Raw genomic sequence first — 22,430 nt, 5'->3', positions numbered from 1 at the left:
GTGATGCAACCGCCTGCACGAGAAAGACTCGTTACGTATCTTCAAAACACAGCGCGTGTGACCCCCGGGAAAATCCGATCCCATACGACGGATCCTCTGCGAGGAACGTTTCCCAAGCGGCACGTTTTTGTTCTTCTTAAAAGCCTGGCACGACGCTTTTTTCGTCAGGGGCTCTTACCCCGGGTTGTGGCTCTCTCGGGACTCCGGGGCACAGGAAAAACCGTGCTGTTGTGGCAGACCCTGGATTACATTTACCGAAACCATGCCCGCACCATCTGGGCTCTGGAGGGCGAAATGCTCCAGGGCATGGGAGTTCGTCTGCTTGATGTGATCGAAGTTCTGGAGCAAGAGATCATCAAGAAACCTCTGTGGAAGCTTTCAGACCCGATGACGCTTATGGTGGATGAAGTTCATTTTGTGGACCAGTGGGCCCGGGATCTCAAAATTATTCACGATCGGTATCCCCGACTTTTCACCCTGGTTGGGGGGAGCTCCGCCCTGCATCTTGCAACCAGTGTGGACCTGGCTGCACGGTGGACACGCATCCACGTGTTCCCTTTGAAGTTTGCGGAGTTTTTGATGCTGAATCAATGGTATCAGGGCAAACGCTTGTACCCTCCTAAAGGCCTGGCGGAAAAGCTGCGAAATTCGCTGTTCTATGCAGAACACTTCTCCAAACTCATCCAGGGCATATCACGAGAACAAGAAGATGTGATGGCCTGGCTGGAGGGAGTTCGGTTGGAAACAGAAACGTCCCTGTGGGACCTTGCGCAACGATACATGATGTTTCATAACCTTCCACGGTTCCTTTTGTTTTCACCCCCACAGCTTCGGGAAACCGTAATGGACCTCATCTGGCGAACCACTGCAGAAGATGTCAGCCGATGGACAGGAGAAAGCCCAACGGTTCTCATGCAACTTCTCGTTACGCTCGTGGATGGAGATACCATTCACCTGAATAACCTTTCTCGGGAAATGGGGGTTTCCCGAGACCGGATAGAGAAAGCGGTGCAGGCATACGAGCACGCGGAAATGCTGGGCATTCTTCAACCGTACGGGGGACCTCAAAAAAAACGAGACTTTCGAAAGGTTATTTTTCTATCACCCACATTTCGGTGGGCACTCCACACCCTGGTTTATGGTGAGCGGAACGACCGTCTCCAGGCGCTGGTGCTGGAAGATCTGGTAGGTATGACGTTGATGCGCGTTGTGGGTAAAGAGATGGTTTCCTTCCCGGATGGAAAGGCAGAGGTCAAACCCGATTTCGTTGTCGAAACGGGGAACCGCCCCGTGTTGATCGAGGTGGGAACGGGGAAGAAAACCGCCCGGCAGATTGTGGACTATGCACGGAAAACCGGGATGTCTTATCGATACGGGGTTGTCGTTTCTCCGAGATTTCAGCATCCCGATTGGAACGAGAAGCACCGCATTCTCTATCTCCCCCTCTCCTGGTTGTTGCTACTGTGAAATGGATGATTGGATTGGATACTTCGTGCAAACCTGCACATTCTTTCACGGGTTTCTCTAAACGGGAGCAGGTGTGATGCCGCTCTTTTCGGTTTCGGGGCTCCGGGGTGTGGTGGGCGAGGACCTCACACCGGATGTGATCCTGCGTTACACCCATGCCTATCTCTCCTGGCTGGAAGATCAGGGGGTGCGCGAGCTTCTCGTGGGCAGGGATACCCGCCTTCACGGTCCCATGGTTCAGGCCTTCGTGACCGGGGCTGCCCTCGCCCGGGGATTCAGGGTGCTGGATGCCGGCGTTGTTCCCACACCGGTGATGGTCTGGGGTGTCCGGAAATACGGCGTGGGCGGGATGGTGATCACGGCAAGCCACAATCCCCCGGAGTGGAACGCCCTGAAATTTCTGCATCCGGCGGGCCGCTTTCCCCGAAGAGACGAGGTGGACGCCATCGGATTGCATCTGGACAACTCTCCCCGGAGCACCGCGTGGGACGCGGTGGGTCAGGTGAAAAAAGTGGACCTTGCCCGGGAGTATGAGCAGGCGTTGCACGCTTTCCTCAACGCGTTCCTTCCCCCCTCCATCCCCGGGGATCTCCGGGTGGTGGTGGACGCAGGTGGAGGGGCCACCTTTGACCTTCTCCCTCGCCTCCTGATGGAACGGGGGGCACGGGTGATTCCTATCCACACCACACCGCAGGGGAGGTTTCCCCGTCCACCCGAACCCACTCCGAAAGCCCTTGCGCTGATGGATCGAATCCTGCGGGAGAAAGAAGCCGATTTCGGCGTGGCGAGCGACCCGGACGGGGACCGGATGGTGCTGGGCCTCGGGGGGCAGGGCGTGCTTTCGGAAGAAACCACGCTGCCCGCGGTGCTCCGGTTCCTGGGCGAACAGGGGCAGATCCGGGGTCCCGTGGTGGTGAACTATTCCACCTCCCGCTGGGTGGACGAAGTGGCCTCCTCCATGGGAATCCAGGTCATCCGTGCACCGGTGGGAGAAGCCAACGTCCTGGCCCGCATGGAAGAAACGGGGGCGGATGCCGGCGGAGAGGGAAACGGAGGCGTGATCTGGCCTGCGTGGAACGCGTGCAGAGACGGGCTTCTCGCTGCCGTTCTCGGACTCCATGCCCTGGCCCTCCGTGGACCGGAGGTCTTTCAATTCTCCCCCCGCTTCCGGGTGAAGAAAAAAATCCCGGGGCGGGTACTTCCTGAGGGGCTTGCCGGCCATCTCCAGGCCGAAGAGATCCAGACGGAGGACGGGGTGTATGTCCGGTGGGGCGAAACCTGGATCCATATCCGGCCTTCCAACACGGAGCCGGTGGTCCGGATGGTGGGAGAAAGCCCTGTGAGGGAAGCACTTGCGTCACAGATTCAGAAACTTGAAGCATGGTTCCAAACCGGGAGGGACGCATGATCCGCAAGTCCGTGACGTCCTCCAAAGCACCCAGGGCCATCGGACCCTATAGCCCTGCCGTTCAGGTGGGACCCTGGCTGTTCATCTCCGGCCAGCTGGGAATGACCCCGGAGGGGGAACTCCTGGAAGGGGTGGAGAATCAAACCCGCCAGGCACTGGAAAATGCCCGCGCCCTGCTGGAAGCCGCCGGGATGGATCTTTCCCATGTGGTGAAGGTCACAGTGTATCTGGCGGATATGGACGATTTTCCCGCCATGAACGCGGTGTATGAAGGCTTCTTTGACCCTCCCTATCCCGCACGGGCCGCGGTGGAGGTGGCCCGCCTGCCGAAAGACGCACGGGTGGAAATCGAAATGATCGCCCTGAAATCAGCCTGAGGGCGATCCCTGGGCGGCGAAAAGCTGGGAAAGGCGGGTTTTCAGGCTTGCGAGATCCTGAAAGGCGGTGAGGTCCAGTCCTTCCGGCGCCTTACCGAAATGGAGATAGGGCATTTTGAGCAGTTTGGCCACGTTCAGGTTGTGATAGGCGGAAGAACCAATGAAAACCGCCTCCTGAGGGCCGGTTCGAGAATAGAGGAGGGCATATTCCACCATCAGGGGATTGGGCATCCCCACACCGAACTGGCTGGCCGCAAGGGAAAGGGCGATCAGATGTTCCGCAGCCGCCTTGGCCATCAGACGGTCCAGAATTTCCTTGTCCATGTTGGCCACCACCACCACCTGAACCCCGTTGTTCCGGACCCACTCCAGAAAACTCAGGGCTTCCTGGGAGAGACTGGCATGTTCAACGAGTTTGTCCTTGTAGAATTCCAGGAGCTCTTTCAGGTGCTGACCCGTGATGGACAGTTTTTCCCGCTGACCGAAATCCCGGATGGTGAGGGCTACCAGTTCCATGATGGGGGGCCAGCGAACGTGGGGAGATTCCAGCTGGACCCGGATCCTGGAATCCAGGAGTTTCTCAAGGGAGTCTTCCTTGCCGAACACGAAAAACCGGCGGCACACTTCGGTGGAGAGGTCCTTCAGGGCTCGGGCCTTGTAGTCGCCAGGGAACAGGATCCCGAGGGGATCGATAACGAGGGTGCGTATGGCGCTCATTCCCCCATCACCTTGACCAGGACCCGTTTGGGTCGCTGACCGTCAAATTCGGCATAGAAAATCCGTTGCCAGGTGCCGAGATCCAGATCCCCGCGGGTGACCGGCACCACCACCTGATGGTGGATGAGAAGGGCTTTGAGGTGAGCGTCAGCGTTGTCTTCCCCCGTGGCGTGATGCCGGTAGTCCGGACGGGTGGGTGCGAGCTTCTCGAGCCATTCCATGATGTCCATGATGATGCCGGGTTCGTTGTCGTTCACATATACCCCCGCGGTCACGTGCATGGAGCTCACCAGCACCAGACCTTCCTGAATGCCACTTTTGCGGACGACCTCCCGAACCCGGTCCGTGATGTGGATGATTTCTTTCCGCTTTTTCGTGTGAAACGTCCAGTATTCGGTGTAGGATTTCATGGCCCAAAGCATACAGGACACATCCGGAATTTTCCAGAGGAGAAGACTCCCTGACGGAACCGGCCCAGGCCGGGACGGGGTCTCATGATGGGACGGGACTTGACGGGTCGGGGTTTTCCGGCTATGCTTCAGGCAAACGGGAGGCGCAGCATGATCCGGGCCGTGATCTTCGATCTCGACAACACACTGGTGGATTTTGTGCGGATGAAGGAAGCGGCGGTTCGCCGGGCCATTGCCGAGATGATGGACGCGGGCCTGCCGCTGGATGAGGAGACGGCATACCGGAAGATCTTTGAGATCTATGAAAAAGAAGGCTGGGAATATCAGAAGGTGTTTGACCGGTTTTTGCAGGACGTGCTGGGTGAGGTGGACTACAGAATCCTGGCGGCGGGCATTGTGGGGTACCGGCGGGCGAAAGAGGGAGCCCTGGCCCTTTTCCCTCACGTGACCTCCACCCTGATCGCCCTTCTCCACCGGGGGCTCCTCCTGGGCGTGGTGACCGATGCCCCCCGCCTGCAGGCGTGGACTCGCCTGGTGGAACTCAACCTCCACCACCTCTTTCACGTGGTGGTCACCCTGGACGACTCCGGTGTGCCCAAACCCGATCCCCGACCGTTCCGCCTTGCACTGGAGAAACTGGGGGTGCGTCCAGAGGAGGCCATCATGGTGGGAGACTGGGCCCAGAAGGATATGGTGGGCGGCCGGCAGCTGGGGATGGTCACGGTGTTCGCCCGGTATGGCGACATCTTTGGCACGGAGGATCCCGGGGCGGACTTTGAAATCCAGGACATCCGGGAACTCCTGGACATCGTGGACCGGTTGAACACAGCGGGATAAGATGGAACGGTTTGTCGGGTGTTCGGGGTATTTTTACTGGCACTGGAAGGGTGTGTTCTATCCTCCGGATCTTCCACCCCACCGGTGGTTTGGCCACTATGCCCGGGAATTCAACACGGTGGAGATCAACGCGAGCTTTTATCGCTTCCCTGACGAGAAGCGGGTGAGAGGGTGGAAAAAACAGGCACCACCGGGGTTTGTGTATGCCGTGAAGGCCCACCGGTCCCTCACCCACCAGCGGGTTCTGGAGGACGTGGAGGGGCTTTTCCGCTTTGCCAGGATCGTTCAGGAACTTGGGGACCATCTGGGGATGGTGCTTTTTCAGCTCCCCCCGCGGTTCAAATTTAGCCCCGCTAACCTGGAAAGGGTGTGCACCAGGCTTTCGTCTCTATCCGTTCCGGTGGCAGTGGAGTTCCGCCACGCCTCCTGGTGGAGAGAGGAAACCCGGGATGCCCTGAAGCATGCCGGGATTGTGGGGGTGACGGTGGTGGCGCCCCGGTTGCCCGCGGATCTGGTTCAGACAACGGATGTGGTGTATCTCCGGTTTCACGGGAAGAACAGGTGGTATCGGGATTTCTTTGAGGAAGAGGATCTGCGCCCCTATGCGGAGGCCCTGAAAGAGAGGCGGCCCCGAAAGGTGTTTGCCTATTTCAACAACGATGTGGGAGGGCATGCCCCCCGGAATGCCCGGATGTTCCGGGAGATGCTGGAGCAGATCCTGGGAACATAAAAACCCCGGGCCGCAGCCCGGGGTTGAGGCGTTTCCAGATCCTCTCTCAGTGCTTTTTCGTCTTCTTCGCCGTCCGGGTTTCGGCAGGGCGGGGATAGTGCATCACATACCCCACGGTGGACCCGGTCACCGTGAAGGCCATCACCGTGACGCCAGATCCGGCTCCTCCGCCATCCGACGTGCCCGGAGCAAACGAGCCGGAATAGGGATTGCTCCCCGAATCCGCCGCAACCAGGCTGCCGTTCAGACGGGCCGAAACCGTGTAATGGGTGGTGTCGGTCACGTTGCAGTCAGACCAGAAATCCACCCGGACAATATACTGCCCTGCAGGCAGGGTCACGCTGTCGGGATAGGTGATGTTTTCGTTGTTCACGCCGTCAATGGAGCACCCGGCATTGGAGTCCAGATCCAGCTGCCCGCCCGCCGAGGAAGCGGGATTGCCATAGTAGATTTCCTCACCCGTGGGCTCCACCAGATGGAGATCCACGTCGTTGGGCTGGTCCCAAGAGAGGGAGACCTGAAGGATTCCCGTTCCCACCTGGGTCCGGACCATGGTCCATCCAACGAAGGGGCCGATGTTTCCGGCAGCATCTCCTCCACCCACAAGGAGGCGTACGGTGTCGTTGATGATGCCCTGGCTGATGAGGAGCACCACGTTCTGCGCTTTGTTCTGGCTCACATCCACCGTGAAATACCCGTCCATCCCCTCCACGCCGATATACAGGGTGGTGAGATCACCCTGGGGATCCTGGGCGTCCACGGTGAGGGTGACACTTCCCCCCGGAATCACCACGCTGTTTCCGGTGATTCCGTTGATCTGGGGCTGCGCCTGGGGATCTCCGGTGGGCTGGGGGAGGTTCCCTTCGTGAAAAGTTCCGCCCTGGACGGAGAGGATATCCTGAATGGACGAACTCTGGTTGTTATCCGGACCGGTCTGGTCCGTTTTCTGGCAGGCCCCCAGAACCAGAAGGAGTCCCAGGGCTCCTGCCCACATTCCCGTGCGGTACACCCATGACCGCATTGTCAACCTCCTGTTCGTGCCGCACCTCGCGGCGACCATCCTCTCGTCCCGGGGGAACACACGAAACGGGAGGATATAGAGATATCTTACACCTCGGTGGAGGGTTTATCAATGGTGACCCCATGGGTCAGGTTTCACCGGGCTCGGTGGGGTCATCGGGGGGTCCGAAGGCAGAAGGTCAGTTGAAGGGTCATCTCCAAGGACGTATCCTTGAATCATGCCTCTTTCCCGTGCGCTCACCATTGCAGGGAGTGACTCTGGAGGCGGTGCAGGCATCCAGGCGGATCTCAAAACCTTCGCCGCCTTCGGGGTGTATGGCATGTCCGCCATCACGGCCATCACCGCCCAGAACACCCTGGAGGTGGGAGCGGTTCAGGTGGTGGACCCCGACGTGGTGGAACGTCAGATCCGGATGGTGGTGGAGGACATCGGTGTGGATGCCGTGAAAACGGGCATGCTCGCCACACCGGAGATTATCCGGACTGTGGCACGTCTTGCCCGGGAAGGTCTTTTCCCCGTTCTGGTGGTGGATCCCGTGATGCGGGCCAAGGGCGGAGATCCCCTCCTCGAACCTGACGCAGAAAAGTTCCTGATCCAGGAACTCCTTCCCCATGCCGATGTGGTCACCCCCAACATTCCCGAAGCCGAGCGACTGGTGGGGTTTCCCATCCGGAATGTGGAGGACCAGATCCGGGCTGCAGAAGTCCTTCAAAACCTGGGACCCCGGTGTGTGGTGGTGAAGGGCGGGCACGGAACAGGGGACACCGTGGTGGATGTGGTGGCCCTGGAGGGGGAGATCCGGTTTCTCCGGTATCCCCGGATTTCCACCCGAAACACCCACGGAACGGGGTGTACCTTTGCTTCCGCCATCGCGGCGGGACTGGCCCGGGGCTTTTCTCTCTGGACGGCCGTATCCCGCGCCCGGGCGTATGTTCAGAAGGCCATTGAGCACGCCCTGCCTCTGGGACAGGGGCACGGACCCCTGAACCATTTTTATTTCCGCACGGATCCGCCCGAACTGCGTGATCGTGGAGAAAACGAGGAGGCATGAGATGGACATCCGCAGCATGCTGGAGCAATTGATCCGGATTCCTTCCACCCACGAAAACCCCGACGCCCTCAAAGAAGTTGTGGACCTTGTGGAAGGATGGTTTGAGTCCACCCCTCTGCTTCGGAAGCGGTATGAGCGCAACGGCAAGCACAGCCTGTATCTCTCCTTCACGGACGACACCCCACGGGTGCTTTTTGCCGGCCATCTGGATGTGGTACCGGCCCAGGATCCTTCCCAGTTTGAACCCCGCGTGGAGGGCAACCGGCTGTACGGCCGGGGGGCACTGGATATGAAAGGGCCCTCTGTCGCCATGATCAGGCTCTTTCTGGACCTTGCTCAGCAGTCTTCGCCTCCTCCGGTGGCCCTCCTTCTCACCACGGATGAGGAGGTGGGCAGCGAGGATGGCGTGGCCTGGCTGGTTCGGGAGAAAGGGATCGGAGGCGAGTTTGTGGTGGTTCCGGACGGTGGGGTGAATTTCCGCCTGATCTATGAAGAAAAAGGTGCCCTCCATCTCCGGGTTCGTGCCCGAGGGAAGGGCGGGCACGGTTCCACACCCTGGGTGGGGGAAAACGCCATTGATCACCTGATCCGTGCTTATCTCGCTCTCCGGGGGTGGATCGCCACACAGGAAACCGACGATCCCGAACACTGGCACCCCACCCTCAACCTGGGCAAGATTGAGGGGGGAAGAAAAGCCAACGTGATTCCGGACGAGGCCTGGATGGATCTGGATTTTCGTTTCCCCGGACCCACAACGGTGGAAGCCTTTGAACAGACCGTGCGAGGCATGCTGAAGGATCTTGGAACCTATGAGGTGGAGGTTCTCACCCGGGCGGCACCCGTGAAAACCGATCCGGAACACCCCCTCTTCGTCCGGTTCCGGGAAACGGTGGAAGAGGTGCTGGGACGCCCGGCTGAACTGGCCCGGGAACATGGGGCCACGGATGCCCGGTATTTTGCGGAGGAAGGAATGCCCGTGGTGATTCTCTATCCCATCGGTGGAAACATCCACGAAGCGGGGGAGTGGGTGGACCTGGGAAGCCTGGATACCCTGCATCGCATCTTCCTGAACTTCACCCAGCGTCTTTGACAGAACGAAAACCGAAAGGTATAATTGAGGCAAAGAGCGGAGGTTCTGACCATGAAAACGCAGACGATTATGCATGGAACCTGGCGGTTGAAGGTCGGGCTTGCCGAGATGCTCAAAGGGGGGGTGATCATGGACGTCACCACCCCGGAACAAGCCCGGATTGCGGAAGAAGCGGGGGCGGTGGCAGTGATGGCCCTGGAACGGGTCCCTGCCGACATCCGGAAGGAAGGCGGGGTCGCCCGGATGGCCGATCCGGAGATCATTCTTCGCATCATGGACGCCGTGTCCATCCCGGTGATGGCCAAAGTCCGGATCGGCCATTTCGTGGAAGCCCAGATCCTGGAAGCCCTCGGGGTGGACTACATTGATGAGAGTGAGGTGCTCACCCCCGCGGATGAGGAGCATCACATCGACAAGCACCCCTTCACGGTGCCTTTTGTGTGCGGGGCCAGGAACCTCGGTGAAGCCCTCCGGCGGATCGCGGAAGGCGCGGCCATGATTCGCACGAAAGGCGAGGCCGGGACGGGCAACGTCGTGGAGGCGGTCCGCCACATGCGTCTTATCCAGCGGGAGATTCGGGAGCTCACCACCAGACGCCCTGAAGAACTGTATGCCGAGGCCAAACGCCTCCAGGCGCCCTATGAGCTCGTGAAATGGGTGGCGGAGCACGGGAAACTTCCGGTGCCGAACTTTGCGGCCGGTGGCATCGCCACACCCGCGGATGCCGCGCTCATGATGCAGCTGGGAGCGGAAGCCGTGTTTGTGGGGAGCGGGATTTTCAAGTCGGAGAATCCCCGGAAACGGGCGGCGGCCATCGTGGAGGCCGTGGCCTATTATGACAATCCTTCCGTCCTGGCACGCATCTCCCGGAATCTGGGCGAGCCCATGAAAGGGTTGGACATCCGGGAAATTCCCGAGGAAGCCCTGCTTCAGGACAGGGGGTGGTGAGATGAAGGTGGGTGTGCTGGCCCTTCAGGGAGATTTTAACAAACACCGGGACATGTTCCATTCCCTCGGGGTGGACACCCTCCCCGTCAAATATGCCGGGGATCTGGACCAGGTGGACGGCCTGGTGATCCCGGGAGGAGAATCCACCGCCATCCGGCGTCTTCTCGTGCGGTCCAGCATGTGGGAGCAACTCCAGTATCGTATCGAAGAAGGACTTCCTGTGTTCGGCACCTGCGCCGGCCTGATCCTCCTGTCGCGGAACGTGGTTCCGGAAGAGGAAGGCTATGGCCTGGGAGTGCTGCCCATCACGGTGGAACGGAACGCCTATGGACGTCAGCGGGAAAGTTTTGAGGCGCCGGTCACCCTCTCCTTCGACCCCGACCCCATCACCGGGGTGTTCATCCGGGCCCCCCGGATCCTGGATGCGGGGGAGGCGGAGGTGATCGGGCGGATTGACGGTGATGAGCCCGTGCTCGTGCGTTTTCGCAACGTGCTGGGTGCGACCTTCCACCCGGAACTCACGGAGGATCCACGGATTCACCGGTATTTCCTGACCATGGTGGAGGAAGCCCTTGCGTCCCAAAAATCTTAAGGTTGCCCTGACAGGCCTGGTGTTTTTCCTGTTCGCCGGGTTTGTGGTGGTGCAGGGGGTGCGCAAAACCTGGGTGTATTACTACACCCCCGCTGAATTGATGTTCCGTGCGTCGCAGGTGGACGGGCGGGTGGTGAAAACCTCCGGAACGGTGGTGCCCGGAACGGTGGAACGGGAAGGCCTGGAGGTCCGGTTTGCCATGGCCGAAGAGGGTGAGACCCTGCGGGTGACCTATCGGGGTCCTCTGCCCGATGCTTTCACCGACGAAGTTCCTGTGGTAGTGGAAGGCACCTTTCACGCATCAGACCGCCGGGTGGACGCCACTTCGCTCATGACCAAGTGTCCGTCCCGGTATCAGGAGGCCGAAGCCCCTGGGGGGTGACAGTTCGGGGGATCGGGGCTATATATAACATGAAAGCGGGAAAAACTTCTTTTCAAACGGGGAGGTGGCTATGCGTGTTCTGCTGGGTATGTTTCTGATGGCCTCTCTGGGCCATGCCCAGGAGGTTCAGGAAGGGATGGACCTGGAGGCCCTTCTCTATGGAACAGAACTCGTGGTGGAGGCGGCCACCAAGCGGGTGGAGCGCGCGGTGGAGGCACCGTCCAACGTGACGGTGTTCACCTATGAGGACCTCCAGCGCCTGGGTGCCCTCACCATCCTGGATCTCGTTCGCCTCATCCCCGGTGGCGATATGCATCTGGAGAGCCTCCTGCCCATGGCCACCATCCGTGGCCTCACCACCCCCTATGCCAACAAGATCCTCTTCCTGATCGATGGACGTCCCATGAACACCGCCGCCCTGGGCTATGGCTATTACGACTTTCAGCAACCCATCGGCCCCTGGGTGGAACGGGTGGAGATCATCAAGGGACCGGGATCCGCTCTGTACGGTGCAAACGCATATGCCGGCGTGATCAACATCGTAACCCGGAAGGCGGACACCGCCTCCGTTTCCGCCTTTGAAGTGGGGACCGGTGAGCAGGGAACCGGTTATATCGCCGGCTTCGCCACAGGGGCCCTTCCCGGCGAGGGTGCGATGATGCTGGGGGGGCGAATGTTTTTCACGGAAGGGTTTGATCCCGTGTTGAAGAGCTCTCCGAACCGGGACACCTCTGTGGGACCCAATGCGGAGCACGAGGACGAGTTTCTCCGGGCCAAATTTACCTGGGGACGGCATGAGCTTTCCCTCTGGGGATTGCGGAACCAGCAGGGGCGGTATGGAAATTACCGTTATCCCACACCTTTCGATCGTTCCTTTGAACAGCGAGTAATGGCCGACTTTCGGACTTCTTTCGATCTTTCGCCCAACGTCCGCCTGTCGGCACGGCTGTGGGGAGACTATCTGGACGCGGACTACAGGCTTTCCAGCACGGTGGTGCCCGTTCGCGGGGATATCACCGATCAGATGCTTCAGGACTCGCTGTTCACGCCCCGCGGATCCTTCCCCGTACCCGTCCACGCCATCGTGTTTGAAGGCCCGGGGGATGGTGCGGACGACACCCTCTGGGTGTTCAACCCCCTTCCGGCCCCTGTCGGCTGCGGGGATGACCAGTATCACAGCAGCCTGATCAACGTCTGGGCGGTTCTTTCGGGTGCGGTTCCGGCTGACACGGTGATTGCCCACCAGTGTGACGATGTGGTGGGCACGATGGACACCACCACCATGCGCCAGCGCCTCACGGCCGGTAAGTTCATGGTGATCACGGATCCCATATATACCACCTTCACCCGCCGGCAGGCTTTTGAGACTCAGGTGGGCGGAGAAGTCCAGACGGACTTTGCCCTGGGGGATGCCCACTATGTGATTGCGGGTGTGCAGGCTCTCTATCAGCGGGTGTATCACGAAGCCATCAAACAGGGGGAGGTGTTCACCGGAACCAACGTGGCCGCCTATCTCCAGTGGCAGTGGCAGGCTGCGGACTGGGCCAAATCCCTGGTGGGTGTGCGATATGACTACAACACGATTTACAAGGCTTCTGTGGTGCCACGGGTGGCGCTGGTGCTCACGCCCCTTCCCCGCCTGGTGGCCAAGGTGATGTACGGATGGGCGTTCCGGGCGCCCAACTATGTGGAGCTCTATGTGGATCAGCTCTTTGCCACCGCGAAAGCCGAAGGGAATTCCAGCCTCGGGCTTGAAAAGATCCAGACGGCGGAGTTCTTTCTGAGCTACACCCCCAGCCGATTTCTGAAGGCCGAGGCCTCGGTGTATTACAACATCCTGAACGACGTGATCTGGTCCACACCGACGCTGCAACCCCTCTTCGTGTATTTTCCCGCGGTGGACCCCACCAGTTTCCCCATTCCCGGGATGATGCTCCCGCAGGATCTCCGGTCGGTTCCCACCCACATCACCTATGAAAACTATCCCGAAGTCAAGCAATACGGTGTGGAGGCACGTGTGGAAAGCCGTCCAGCTCCTTTCCTTCATCTGTTTGCCGATGTGACGTACATGAAGTTCGATCCCTCCGATCCAGTCGCCCTCTATTTCCTGGACTATTTCACCAGTAATGCCAATGCAGGGTTTACTCTTTCCCATTCGGTGGGAGACTGGTCGGGTGACGTCTCCTTCGTTCGGCACTTTTCGGGGGGGCGCAACGTTCATTTCTTTGACTGGAAGGACGCGGGGCTTGCAGGGCACGGTTTTCTCAACATGTCCGCAGCCCTGCGGTATCGTTTCCTGGAGTTCCGGGTGCTGGGATACAACATCTGGGAAGAAAAGTCTATCTTCAACCCCTATCCGTGGGAAGAATACAAGCAGGGGCTTCGCCCCGCACCCACGGAGGATGAGCAGTGGTATCCCGACGCCCGGCGCCTGGTGTTTCAGGTGCGGCTCAACTTTAACCTGTAAGGGGGTGAGAGTGTGCTTCTGTGGACGCTGGTCAGTTTGAAGGTGCTGGTTGTGCAGTCCCCTCGTCTTCCTCTCTATCAGGAGGTGGTGGAGGGGATTGTGTCCGGGCTTCCACCCCAGGCAAGCGTGGAGGTGTTCCCCCTGCCTGAGGACCCTGCCCAGCTTGCCTCCAAGCTCCAGACGGTGGACATGGTCATTCCGGTGGGCTCGCCGGCCCTCCGGGCTGTGCTCCAACTCAACCCGGACAAACCGGTGGTCTACACAGCCGTGTTCAACAGTGCCCAGTTCCAGATCAACCGGGTGAACTTCACCGGGGTGAGCCTGGAGATCTCGCCCGAGCGGCAGATCCGTACCCTCAAGGAGGTGTTCCCCAACATCAGGCGGGTGGGGGTGCCCTATGGGGAGCAGTCCAAAGCCCAGGCGGAGAAACTCTTTCTGATGGCCGGGGATCTGGGGGTGCAGATCTTCATCTATGCGGTCTCTAGTCGGGAGGACATCCCGCAGATGATGAAGGTGATGAAGGCAAGCCAGGTGGACTTTGTGTGGCTCCCGGTGGACACCCTGTTTGCCAACCTGGAATCCTACAAAAAGCTCCTGGCCGAAAGCCGGAAACACAAACTCCCTCTCTGGGGCTACGCGGCGGCTCACGTGAAAGCCGGCGCCACCTTCGGGATGGAACCGGACTTCAAAGAGGTCGGGAAGGCCACGGCGGACATTCTGTGGCTCCTTTCCCAGAACGCGGAAGGCACCGCAGAGGTGAAACCCGGCGAACTCGTGACGATGGAGGCGCCGTCCTTCCGCAGTTTCCTGAACCTCAAGTCAGTGTATCACCTCCAAGTTGCGGAGGACGCCCTGGCGAAGGTGAGCCAGGTCTTCGGGAAGTAACGCCCGGATCAAAGGCATCGTGTGGTGCGCCCCCTCTTGAGGGAGGGGGTGGGTGTGTATGTACATTGTGTGAAAAGATCGGATGGAGGAACAGCCCATGGAATGGACGGGTGATCGGGTACGGCGGACGTTTCTCTCCTTCTTTGAGGAAAAGGGACACACGGTGGTGCCATCGTCTTCCCTTCTCCCACCGGATCCTACCCTTCTCTTTACCAACGCCGGGATGAACCAGTTCAAGCCGTATTTCTTGGGGGAGGTCACCCCCCCCTACACCCGGGCGGCGAGCGTGCAGAAATGCCTTCGGGCCGGAGGGAAGCACAATGACCTGGACAACGTGGGATTCACCCGGCGCCACCACACCTTCTTTGAAATGCTCGGCAATTTCTCCTTCGGAGATTATTTCAAGCGGGAGGCCATCCTGTTTGCATGGGAACTCCTCACCGAGCGGTTCGGGCTGGAGGCGGACCGGTTGATCGCAACCGTGTATGAAGAAGATGACGAAGCCTTCGAGATCTGGGTGAAGGAGGTGGGATTGCCGGAGGATCGGGTGCTCCGGTTTGGTGCCAAGGACAACTTCTGGGAGATGGGAGACACCGGTCCCTGCGGTCCGAGTTCGGAGATCCTGTATGACCTGGGAGAGGAAGCCGATCCCAACCAGAAAACACCGTATGAAGAAGGAGAACGGTTTCTGGAGCTCTGGAACCTGGTCTTCATGCAGTTCAATCGTCGTGCGGACGGGACACTGGAGCCCCTGCCCAAGAAAAACATCGACACCGGCATGGGGCTTGAGCGCATTCTGGCCGTTCTGCAGGGAGAGCTTTCCAACTATCACACGGATCTCTTCCTTCCCATCATTGAAGAAGTGGCGCGTATCACCGGGGTTCCCTATGATCGTGGGGAGGCCGGTGCGCCTCACCGGGTGATCGCCGATCACGTGCGGGCCCTCACCTTTGCCATCGCGGACGGCATTTTCCCCTCCAACTTCGGTCGGGGCTATGTCCTCCGGCGCATCCTGCGCCGGGCCTACCGGTTCGGCCAGCGAATCGGCGTGAAGGACGAACCCATCCTCTATCGCCTGGTTCCCGTCGTGGTGGACATCATGAAAAACGCCTATCCGGAACTGATGGAAGCCCAGGTCACGGTCCAGCAGGTGATCAAACATGAGGAAGAGCGGTTTATCCAGACCATCGCCCGTCGGTTTGACGACCTGGTTCAGGCGGTGGAGGAGGCGCGATCCCGGGGGGTGCTGGACGGGGAAACGTTTTTCCGGTTTTACGACACCTACGGTCTCCCGCTGGACCTCATTGAAGAGGTGGCGAAAGACGCGGGGGTGGCGCTGGACTGGGATGGGTTTGAGGAGGCCATGGCCCGGCAGCGGGAGCGCGCCCGTGCCCACGCGGCCTTCAAGATGGAACTCCCGGAATGGAAGGTTCTGGATCCGTCCTACACCGGTTCCCGGTTTGTGGGCTATGAGACGCTGGAGCACCGCAGCCGTCTGGTGAAGTGGGGTGTCCTGCGGGATCAGGTGGCCCTGGTGCTGGATGAAACACCTTTCTATCCGGAAGGCGGCGGTCAGGTGGGCGATCGGGGCTGGATTGAAGGTGAGGGATTCCTGGTGGATGTGGAAGACACCCGCCGGGTGGGATCGGACATCGTGCACTTTGGACGCCTCCGGCAGGGCGAGCTTCCGGAGGAGCCGGTGGTGGTTCAGGCCCGGGTGTCCCGGGAGCACCGGGAGGGAGCCCAGCGAGCCCACACCGGTACCCATCTGCTCCATGCCGCCCTCCGGGAGATCCTGGGAGGCCATGCCCGCCAGCAGGGGTCGCTGGTGGCGCCAGACCGCATCCGGTTTGACTTTGCCCATCCCCAGGCCGTTCGAAAGGAAGAGCTGGAGGCGATTGAAGATCTCGTGAACGAAAAAATTCGTGAAAATATCCCGGTGGAGGTGAGCTGGAAATCCTATCGGGAAGCCCTTCAGGAAGGGGCCATGGCCCTCTTTGAGGAGAAGTACGGTCAGGAGGTCCGGGTGATCACCATCGGCGGATTTTCCAAAGAACTGTGCGGTGGAACCCACGCCCGCCGGACGGGGGATCTCGGGTATTTCAAAATCGTGAAGGAGGAGGCGGTGGCTTCCGGGGTACGCCGGATCGAAGCCCTGGTGGGTGCGAGGGCCGTGCGGGAAGCCCGAAAGGAACGGTATCTCCTTGAAGAAGCGGGGAAGGTCCTGCGGGTGGATCCCCGTCACCTTCCGGAACGCCTGCACAAACTTCTTCAGGAAAAAGACGCAACGGAAAAGGCCTACAGGCGGCTTGAAGAGCGCTTTCTTGTCCTCCTCCGTGATCAGGTTCTGGGCCAGGCAGTGGAACAGGACGGCGTGCGTTTCCTGGTGACTCAAGTGGAGGACCTCCGGCCGGAAGCCCTGCGCCGGCTTGCAGATCTCATCTTCTCCACAGGATACGAAGGGGTTCTGGTGCTTGCATCCCGTGGCGAACGGGTGTTTTTCCATGCCCGCGTGAGCCCCTCCCTGACCGACCGCTTCTCCGCTGTGGACCTGGTCCGGAACCTCGGGAAAGAACTGGGTGGAGGCGGTGGAGGAACCCGGGAGAAGGCGGAAGGCGGTGCGTCTTCGGGAGAACGCCTGAAAGAAGCCCTGGAAAGTCTCCGGGCCCGTCTCCTGGAAACCTTCTCCTCATCCCGATGGAACGAATGATGGAAGCGCGAATTCAGAACGCCGTGCAGGGCGTGGACGGTGTGGTGGTGGGGGTGCGTGGGGAGGATCCCGGCGTGGAGGAGCTCGCCCGGATCCTTGTTCCTCATGTGATGTTTCAGAAAGAACCTGGCGATTCTCCCTGCGGTCCGGTGGAGCTTTCGTTTCTGGACGGTCGTATCCGCTTTCGGGGGCGTGTGGCGGGATTTGAGGTGGGACTCGTCCTGGAGATCCTGAAGCGGGTGGGCGGCTTCTCCACCCTCCCGGATCGACTCCGGGAGCATCTTACGTATGTGGATCGTCCCCTGCACCTGCGGGCGTGGATCCGGGAAGGGTGTGGCTACTGCGTGCCCACCGCAACCCTCGCCGCCGAGATCGTGACGGCTTCTCCTCACTTAACCCTTGAAATCCTGGATGCCGATCACTGTGGCGAAGAAGCCCGGAAGGACGGGGTGTTTGCCGTCCCCACCCTGAAGGTGGGAAGCGAGGTTCTCGTGGGTTTGCCCTCCGCCTCCGAGATCGTCGGGGCGATCCTGTCGGTCTATCGAAAAGGGGGAGATGGCGCGTCCGGCATGGCTTGAACGCCTGAAAGAGGCGCCGGACCAGCCCGGGGTGTATTTCTTCCGGGATATCACGGGCCGGTATCTCTACATCGGCAAAGCCCGTTCCCTCCAGAAGCGTCTTGAAGCCTATCGCCGTCCTGCAGACCGCAAGACCCGGACCCTTCACCGGGAAGCGGTTCTTCTGGACTGGGTGGTGACCGCGTCGGAATCGGACGCCCTTCTCCTCGAAGCCCAGCTCATCCGCAACCACCAGCCCCTTCTCAACGTCCGTCTCAAAACGAGCAACACCTACACGTATATCTTTCTGGACACACGGGAGGCCTTCCCGCGGATTGAAATCCTGCGCAAACCCCGGGAGGGCCTGCTCTTTGGCCCTTATCCGTCCTGGAAAGCCCTCCGGGAAACCCTGTATCTCCTTCGCCAGGCCTTTCCCATTCGCACCTGCACCCTGAAACTTCCCTCGCGAAAACCCTATGCGCCCTGTCTGGACTACCATCTCGGTCTGTGCAGTGCCCCGTGCGCCGGTCTGGTGAGCCGGGAAACCTATGGGGAAATGGTTCGGGGATTTGTGGATGTTCTTCAGGGGCGGACCCGGGAACTGGAAGAGCACTTTGAACGGGAAATCGAAAAGGCCAAGGAGAAACTCGCCTTTGAATATGCCGCCCGGCTCCGGGATCGCCTCATGGCGCTCCGGAAGATCATGCGGTTTCAGGAAGGGGGGATGATCCCTCATGCCCGGGTGGACCACGTGGTGGTGGCCGAGGTGGAAGGCCACTGGGGCGCCATGCTGTTCAAATATGCCGAAGGCCGGATGGACAAGGAGGGGATTTTCCTGTTTGATCACCTGAAAGAAGACAGCCTTGAGACCTCGGTGGGCACCATCCTGGAGCAGATCTACGCGGGACGGCTGGACCTTCCCCAGGAGGTGGTGATCCGGCCCCTTCCCTCCCCCGATGAGCGGCATCTTCTGGAACAGGCCTTCGGTTTCACCCTCCGGGAACCCGGGAAAGAGGAGGTTTCCCTGTACCGTGTGGGGATGGAGACCCTGCTGTTTGAGTTCCGCCTGTTTTTGGAGAAGCGAAAACGGCCTCCCCGGAGTGTGCGGGAACTCCAGAAGGTGCTGGATCTCCCCCGCCCGCCCTACCGGATGGAGGCGGTGGACCTTTCCCATATTTTTGGCCGGGAAGCGGTGGGGAGCGTGGTGGTGTTTGAGCGGGGGTTCCCGAAAAAATCGGAATACCGCCGCTACCGGATCAAACAGGCCCCCGGAGGGGACGATTTCCGGGGGATGTTTGAGGTGGTCCACCGGCGGCTCCGGCGGCTTCTTGAAGAGGGAAAGGCTCTGCCCGACCTACTTCTTGTTGACGGCGGTGTCCCCCAGGTCCGGGCCGCACGGCAGGCCGCACGGAATCTGGGGATCCCGGACGAGGATCTCCCCATCGTGGGTCTTGCGAAACGACTGGAACGCCTGATGTTCGAAACCGGCGAGGTGGTGGTCCTTCCCCCCACAAGTCCCGCCCTCCAGCTCCTCCAGCGGATTCGGAACGAAGCCCACCGGTTTGCCCGGACCTACCATATCTCCCGCCGGGACCGGTGGGTGAAGGAAAGCGTGCTGGACAGCATCCCCGGCGTGGGCGAGAAGCGCAAACAGCTTCTTTTGCGTTATTTTGGCTCCGTGGAGGCCCTCCGGGGTGCCAGTGTGGACGACCTCCAGCGGGTGCCCGGCATCGGGCCCGAACTTGCCCGAACCATCCACGCCGCCCTCCACGAAGGAGAATAGCACGACACCCCCTTGCCCTGCCGGCCGGAAAGGTGTATCTTTGGTTCGTCACAACGGGAGGTGGTTGTGAGGGACCCGCTCACGGGACTCCTATCCCGCCGGGCCCTGCGGGAAGGGCTTGAACACCTTGCCCGGGAGGCCGAGCGGAGGGGGACGCCCTTCGCGGTCCTGATCCTGGACCTGGATCAGTTCAAGGAGATCAACGACACGTATGGCCACGAAACCGGCGATGCGGTGATCGTTGCCTGGTCCCGGTTTCTCCAGTCTTTTTTCCGCCCCAGTGATCGGGTGATCCGGTTTGGAGGGGACGAGTTTGTGATTCTGCTTGCCCACACCCCCCGGGACACGGCCCGGTCCCTGGCCCACCGCCTTCTGGAAGAGGCGTCCAGAAGAGATTTTGCGGGCTTCTCCATGGGCGCAAGCATCGGGCTCGCCGCCTTTCCCGTTGACTCCACCGATCCTTATGAACTCCTGGCCCTGGCCGATCAGGCGCTCTTTGAGGCGAAGCGAAGGGGACGGGGGAGGGTGGAAACCCCCGAACGGCAGGATCCCCGCTTCGTGTGGCCTCCCCCCTATGTATCCCGGATTCAGGAAGAGCGGGCTTTCCTCCGGGCGCTGGAGGGGAAGGAGCCCCTCATCCTGGTTCGGGGACCGGCGGGGTCCGGAAAATCGGCCCTTGTGAACCGTCTGATCCAGAGGGACTCCGGGTCGTGGATTCGGGTGAATGCCTATGCCCGGGGCGCGCTCCTCCATCCCTTTCGCCATCTGAATCCCGAAGTATCCACGTCCCTGGAAGCCTTTTCCGCCCTTCGCACGCGCCTCGGGGGAGGGGGCCTGGTTGTGGAGAATCTCCAGTGGCTGGATGAGGCCAGCTGGCAGGTCCTGTTTCTGCTGATCACAGAAGGATACCGGGTGATCGCCACGATCCGGGATGAGGAGCTGGAGGAGGTGGTGGCCGCACATCTCCATCAGGCCTACCGGATGGGTTGGGTGCAGGAGGTGCAGGTGGGCCCGATGGGACCAGCCCAGATGGAGTTTCTTCTCCGGGGGGCTCTCCAGGCCCAGCCTCCCGAGAACCTCCTCCGGGACGTGCAGGATCTTTCGGGTGGACTTCCCCGCCTCGCCGGAGAAATCCTCCGGGAGCTTTATGAGCAGGGCTGGCTGGCGGTCCGCCGGACCTGGCGGTATGCCGGGTATCCTCCCGATTTTCGGCCCGCGCAGCTCGAACCTCTCTGGACCTATCGCACCAGCCGTCTCACCTCCCGCGGCATCCAGGCCCTGGGGCTTCTCGGGCTTGCGGGGGGCAGAATGTCGCGCGATCTCCTGGAGAAGGCTTTTGCCGATTGGATGCCGGAAATCAGGGACGAACTGGTGGAGCAAAATCTGGTGGAGATGGGTCCGGTGGTCTGTCTTCGGGAAGGGATCTGGGGAATGTTCGCCGTCCACGAACTGGACCCATCCACCCGCGCATCCCTTGCCCGCCGGGTTCTGGAGGTGCTTCCGGAGTCCGGGGAGGAGATCCGGAGGGTGTGGCTTGCCCACCTCGCCAGCGCACAGGATCTCTGGCTGAGGGTGGAAGACGCGCTGGACACAATGTTTCGGCGCTCCGATGCCCCTGCCATTCGCCTATTGCTCCGTCTGGTGGAGGGATTCGGTCGTCCGCCCCGGGACGTGGAACGAAGGCTCCTGGAGGCCCGCGCTCTGGTGCTCCGCCAGACGGGAGATCCCGAACTTGAAGGGTTTCTCGAACAGCACAAGCACATGTCTCCAAGAATTGCCCGGATTGCCCTGGATCACCGGATTGCCCGGGGGGATTACCGGGGGGCCCTGGAGGAGGCCGAGGGACTCCTTAAGCGGTTCCGTGATCCGGATGCCCGGATCGGATTCGCCCTGGAGCAGGTCTGGGCTCTCATCAACATGGGTGAGGTGGATCAGGCCATGGAAAGGCTCCAGCCGCTTCTGCGGAAAATCCCCCGGGATCACCCCGATCGTGGACGTGCCCTGAATTTCCTTGGACAGATTCGCCGGTTTCAGGGTTCCTACCGGGGAGCCCACCGGGCCTTCCGGGAAGCCCTGGAGGTGTATCGCCGGCTGGGGGACCGGCGGGGGGAGGCGGCCATCCTCACCAACTGGAGTCTGGTTCTCATCGATCAGGACCGCTTTGGAGAGGCTGAGGAATACCTCACCCAGGCGCTCCAGCTCTATGCCACGATGGACGATCCGGAAGGTCTGGTCGCCGCACAGGGGAATCTGGCGCTGGTGTATGCGAACATGGGACACGCGGAACCGGGCATCGAACTCCTTCAGGAAGCCATGAGTCTTGCGGAACAGATGGAGTTCCGCCGTCCTCTTCCCTTTTTCTATCGCCTTATGAGCATCTTCCACCGTTTTCGGGGAGACCTGGACCGGGCGATGGGCTATGCCCGGCGCTCCCTGGAAGAGGCTCGACGCCAGGGGATCGTGCGGTATGAACTCCAGGCCCTGGTGCAGATGGCCCGGATTCATGCGGCCCGGGGAGATCTGGAGAACACCCGGAAGGTCCTCCGGCTGGGTGAACGGGTGGCCGAACGGAAGGGTGTGTCCCTTCGGGATACCTTCTGGTGGGTCTATGAGCAGCTTGAGCTGGCGCTGGCCCAGCGGGACTGGAAAGAACTGCGTCGGCTGTTTCAGAAAGTCCGGGGAATTGCGGAAGAACTCAACCCCTCCTATCGCCTCTATGCCTATCTTTCCGGGGCACGGCTTGCGGCGGTGGAAGGACAGTGGGAAGAGGCTTATGCGTGGCTGGAAAAAGCCCGGAGGATTCTGAGCCGGCTGGGAAGCCCCATGCTCAACGGTGTGTATGCCCTCCACCGGGGCGAGGTGGAACTGGAACTGGGCGAGTTGGACCGGGGACGATCCTACCTGCATCGCGCCCGGGAGATCTTCTCCAACCTGGGACTGTCCCTGTGGGTTCATCAGGTGGACGAAACCCTTCAGGAAGTGGGAGAAAGACGATAAA

At 60.7% G+C, this 22,430-nt stretch carries 19 protein-coding genes; 16 read left to right on the top strand and 3 right to left on the bottom strand.

All coding sequences use genetic code 11. From position 1 onward, the window contains the following. Positions 1-3: 3 nt before the first annotated feature. The 3 genes from AC6HU3_RS09260 to AC6HU3_RS09250 all read left to right on the top strand — a co-directional run bounded on the left by AC6HU3_RS09260 (position 4) and on the right by AC6HU3_RS09250 (position 3,252). Positions 4-1,467: an AAA family ATPase gene (locus AC6HU3_RS09260; protein WP_497536312.1), complete on the top strand. Its 1,464-nt coding sequence runs from the start codon at positions 4-6 to the stop codon at positions 1,465-1,467. Positions 1,468-1,543: 76 nt separating this feature from the next. Further along, on the top strand, positions 1,544-2,875 hold the full coding sequence (locus AC6HU3_RS09255; RefSeq protein ID WP_497473481.1) for a phosphohexomutase domain-containing protein: 1,332 nt from the start codon (positions 1,544-1,546) through the stop codon (positions 2,873-2,875). Continuing rightward, positions 2,872-3,252, top strand: coding sequence for a RidA family protein (locus AC6HU3_RS09250; RefSeq protein WP_497473480.1), 381 nt, complete (start codon positions 2,872-2,874; stop codon positions 3,250-3,252). The genes AC6HU3_RS09255 and AC6HU3_RS09250 overlap by 4 nt, the downstream gene beginning before the upstream one ends. Here the strand turns inward: AC6HU3_RS09250 and AC6HU3_RS09245 are convergent. Continuing rightward, positions 3,244-3,969 (bottom strand): HAD family hydrolase, encoded by a 726-nt coding sequence (locus AC6HU3_RS09245; protein ID WP_497473479.1) that lies wholly within the window; start codon positions 3,967-3,969, stop codon positions 3,244-3,246. The genes AC6HU3_RS09250 and AC6HU3_RS09245 overlap by 9 nt on opposite strands. Then, positions 3,966-4,379, bottom strand: coding sequence for a secondary thiamine-phosphate synthase enzyme YjbQ (locus AC6HU3_RS09240; protein ID WP_497473478.1), 414 nt, complete (start codon positions 4,377-4,379; stop codon positions 3,966-3,968). Before AC6HU3_RS09240 ends, AC6HU3_RS09245 begins: the two co-directional genes overlap by 4 nt. Before the next feature lie 150 nt (positions 4,380-4,529). Between AC6HU3_RS09240 and AC6HU3_RS09235 the strand changes: the two genes are divergently transcribed. Next, on the top strand, positions 4,530-5,216 hold the full coding sequence (locus AC6HU3_RS09235) for a TIGR02253 family HAD-type hydrolase (RefSeq protein ID WP_497473477.1): 687 nt from the start codon (positions 4,530-4,532) through the stop codon (positions 5,214-5,216). A gap of 1 nt (position 5,217) precedes the next feature. Beyond that, positions 5,218-5,946, top strand: coding sequence for a DUF72 domain-containing protein (locus tag AC6HU3_RS09230; RefSeq protein ID WP_497473476.1), 729 nt, complete (start codon positions 5,218-5,220; stop codon positions 5,944-5,946). 46 nt (positions 5,947-5,992) lie between these two features. Here AC6HU3_RS09230 and AC6HU3_RS09225 read toward each other — a convergent pair whose 3' ends face one another. After that, the gene (locus AC6HU3_RS09225) at positions 5,993-6,967 is read right to left on the bottom strand and encodes a YfaP family protein (RefSeq protein ID WP_497473475.1); all 975 of its coding nucleotides are present in this window, start codon (positions 6,965-6,967) and stop codon (positions 5,993-5,995) included. A 217-nt stretch (positions 6,968-7,184) separates the two neighbouring features. Here AC6HU3_RS09225 and thiD point away from each other — a divergent pair, with 217 nt between their 5' ends. The 11 genes from thiD to AC6HU3_RS09170 all read left to right on the top strand — a co-directional run bounded on the left by thiD (position 7,185) and on the right by AC6HU3_RS09170 (position 22,429). Further along, positions 7,185-8,018: a bifunctional hydroxymethylpyrimidine kinase/phosphomethylpyrimidine kinase gene (gene thiD, locus AC6HU3_RS09220; protein ID WP_497473474.1), complete on the top strand. Its 834-nt coding sequence runs from the start codon at positions 7,185-7,187 to the stop codon at positions 8,016-8,018. Position 8,019: 1 nt separating this feature from the next. Continuing rightward, positions 8,020-9,108, top strand: a complete 1,089-nt coding sequence (locus tag AC6HU3_RS09215; RefSeq protein ID WP_497473473.1) for a M20 family metallopeptidase — start codon at positions 8,020-8,022, stop codon at positions 9,106-9,108. A gap of 51 nt (positions 9,109-9,159) precedes the next feature. Continuing rightward, positions 9,160-10,056 carry a pyridoxal 5'-phosphate synthase lyase subunit PdxS gene (pdxS, locus tag AC6HU3_RS09210; protein ID WP_497473472.1) on the top strand — a complete coding sequence of 299 codons (897 nt, stop codon included), beginning with the start codon at positions 9,160-9,162 and terminating at the stop codon, positions 10,054-10,056. Between the two features lies 1 nt (position 10,057). Continuing rightward, complete coding sequence (gene pdxT / locus AC6HU3_RS09205; RefSeq protein ID WP_497473471.1) at positions 10,058-10,648, top strand: pyridoxal 5'-phosphate synthase glutaminase subunit PdxT; 591 nt, start codon at positions 10,058-10,060, stop codon at positions 10,646-10,648. Beyond that, positions 10,629-11,030 (top strand): cytochrome c maturation protein CcmE, encoded by a 402-nt coding sequence (locus tag AC6HU3_RS09200; protein WP_497473470.1) that lies wholly within the window; start codon positions 10,629-10,631, stop codon positions 11,028-11,030. Before pdxT ends, AC6HU3_RS09200 begins: the two co-directional genes overlap by 20 nt. A 70-nt stretch (positions 11,031-11,100) precedes the next feature. Then, positions 11,101-13,497, top strand: a complete 2,397-nt coding sequence (locus tag AC6HU3_RS09195; protein ID WP_497473469.1) for a TonB-dependent receptor plug domain-containing protein — start codon at positions 11,101-11,103, stop codon at positions 13,495-13,497. A gap of 12 nt (positions 13,498-13,509) precedes the next feature. Beyond that, positions 13,510-14,382: an ABC transporter substrate-binding protein gene (locus tag AC6HU3_RS09190; protein ID WP_497473468.1), complete on the top strand. Its 873-nt coding sequence runs from the start codon at positions 13,510-13,512 to the stop codon at positions 14,380-14,382. A gap of 97 nt (positions 14,383-14,479) precedes the next feature. Then, positions 14,480-17,092, top strand: a complete 2,613-nt coding sequence (gene alaS / locus AC6HU3_RS09185) for an alanine--tRNA ligase (RefSeq protein WP_497473467.1) — start codon at positions 14,480-14,482, stop codon at positions 17,090-17,092. After that, entirely contained in the window at positions 17,080-17,670 is a 591-nt protein-coding gene (locus tag AC6HU3_RS09180) for a hypothetical protein (RefSeq protein ID WP_497473466.1), read from the top strand. Before alaS ends, AC6HU3_RS09180 begins: the two co-directional genes overlap by 13 nt. Further along, the gene (uvrC, locus tag AC6HU3_RS09175; protein ID WP_497473465.1) at positions 17,648-19,432 is read left to right on the top strand and encodes an excinuclease ABC subunit UvrC; all 1,785 of its coding nucleotides are present in this window, start codon (positions 17,648-17,650) and stop codon (positions 19,430-19,432) included. The genes AC6HU3_RS09180 and uvrC overlap by 23 nt, the downstream gene beginning before the upstream one ends. A gap of 66 nt (positions 19,433-19,498) precedes the next feature. Continuing rightward, positions 19,499-22,429, top strand: a complete 2,931-nt coding sequence (locus AC6HU3_RS09170) for a diguanylate cyclase (RefSeq protein ID WP_497473464.1) — start codon at positions 19,499-19,501, stop codon at positions 22,427-22,429. Position 22,430: the final 1 nt, after the last annotated feature.

The organism is Caldifarcimen microaerophilum, from assembly GCF_055387105.1.
The sequence above is the reverse complement of the archived record's forward strand: the minus strand, read 5'-3'. Positions and strand labels throughout refer to the sequence as shown.

What these genes read in the sequence shown, in the direction of transcription:
- AC6HU3_RS09260 (WP_497536312.1), top strand. Translation starts at nt 4, where the DNA reads ATGCAACCGCCTGCACGAGAAAGACTCGTTACGTATCTTCAAAACACA.
- AC6HU3_RS09255 (WP_497473481.1), top strand. Translation starts at nt 1,544, where the DNA reads ATGCCGCTCTTTTCGGTTTCGGGGCTCCGGGGTGTGGTGGGCGAGGAC.
- AC6HU3_RS09250 (WP_497473480.1), top strand. Translation starts at nt 2,872, where the DNA reads ATGATCCGCAAGTCCGTGACGTCCTCCAAAGCACCCAGGGCCATCGGA.
- AC6HU3_RS09245 (WP_497473479.1), bottom strand. Translation starts at nt 3,969, where the DNA reads ATGAGCGCCATACGCACCCTCGTTATCGATCCCCTCGGGATCCTGTTC.
- AC6HU3_RS09240 (WP_497473478.1), bottom strand. Translation starts at nt 4,379, where the DNA reads ATGAAATCCTACACCGAATACTGGACGTTTCACACGAAAAAGCGGAAA.
- AC6HU3_RS09235 (WP_497473477.1), top strand. Translation starts at nt 4,530, where the DNA reads ATGATCCGGGCCGTGATCTTCGATCTCGACAACACACTGGTGGATTTT.
- AC6HU3_RS09230 (WP_497473476.1), top strand. Translation starts at nt 5,218, where the DNA reads ATGGAACGGTTTGTCGGGTGTTCGGGGTATTTTTACTGGCACTGGAAG.
- AC6HU3_RS09225 (WP_497473475.1), bottom strand. Translation starts at nt 6,967, where the DNA reads ATGCGGTCATGGGTGTACCGCACGGGAATGTGGGCAGGAGCCCTGGGA.
- thiD (WP_497473474.1), top strand. Translation starts at nt 7,185, where the DNA reads ATGCCTCTTTCCCGTGCGCTCACCATTGCAGGGAGTGACTCTGGAGGC.
- AC6HU3_RS09215 (WP_497473473.1), top strand. Translation starts at nt 8,020, where the DNA reads ATGGACATCCGCAGCATGCTGGAGCAATTGATCCGGATTCCTTCCACC.
- pdxS (WP_497473472.1), top strand. Translation starts at nt 9,160, where the DNA reads ATGAAAACGCAGACGATTATGCATGGAACCTGGCGGTTGAAGGTCGGG.
- pdxT (WP_497473471.1), top strand. Translation starts at nt 10,058, where the DNA reads ATGAAGGTGGGTGTGCTGGCCCTTCAGGGAGATTTTAACAAACACCGG.
- AC6HU3_RS09195 (WP_497473469.1), top strand. Translation starts at nt 11,101, where the DNA reads ATGCGTGTTCTGCTGGGTATGTTTCTGATGGCCTCTCTGGGCCATGCC.
- alaS (WP_497473467.1), top strand. Translation starts at nt 14,480, where the DNA reads ATGGAATGGACGGGTGATCGGGTACGGCGGACGTTTCTCTCCTTCTTT.
- AC6HU3_RS09180 (WP_497473466.1), top strand. Translation starts at nt 17,080, where the DNA reads ATGGAACGAATGATGGAAGCGCGAATTCAGAACGCCGTGCAGGGCGTG.
- uvrC (WP_497473465.1), top strand. Translation starts at nt 17,648, where the DNA reads ATGGCGCGTCCGGCATGGCTTGAACGCCTGAAAGAGGCGCCGGACCAG.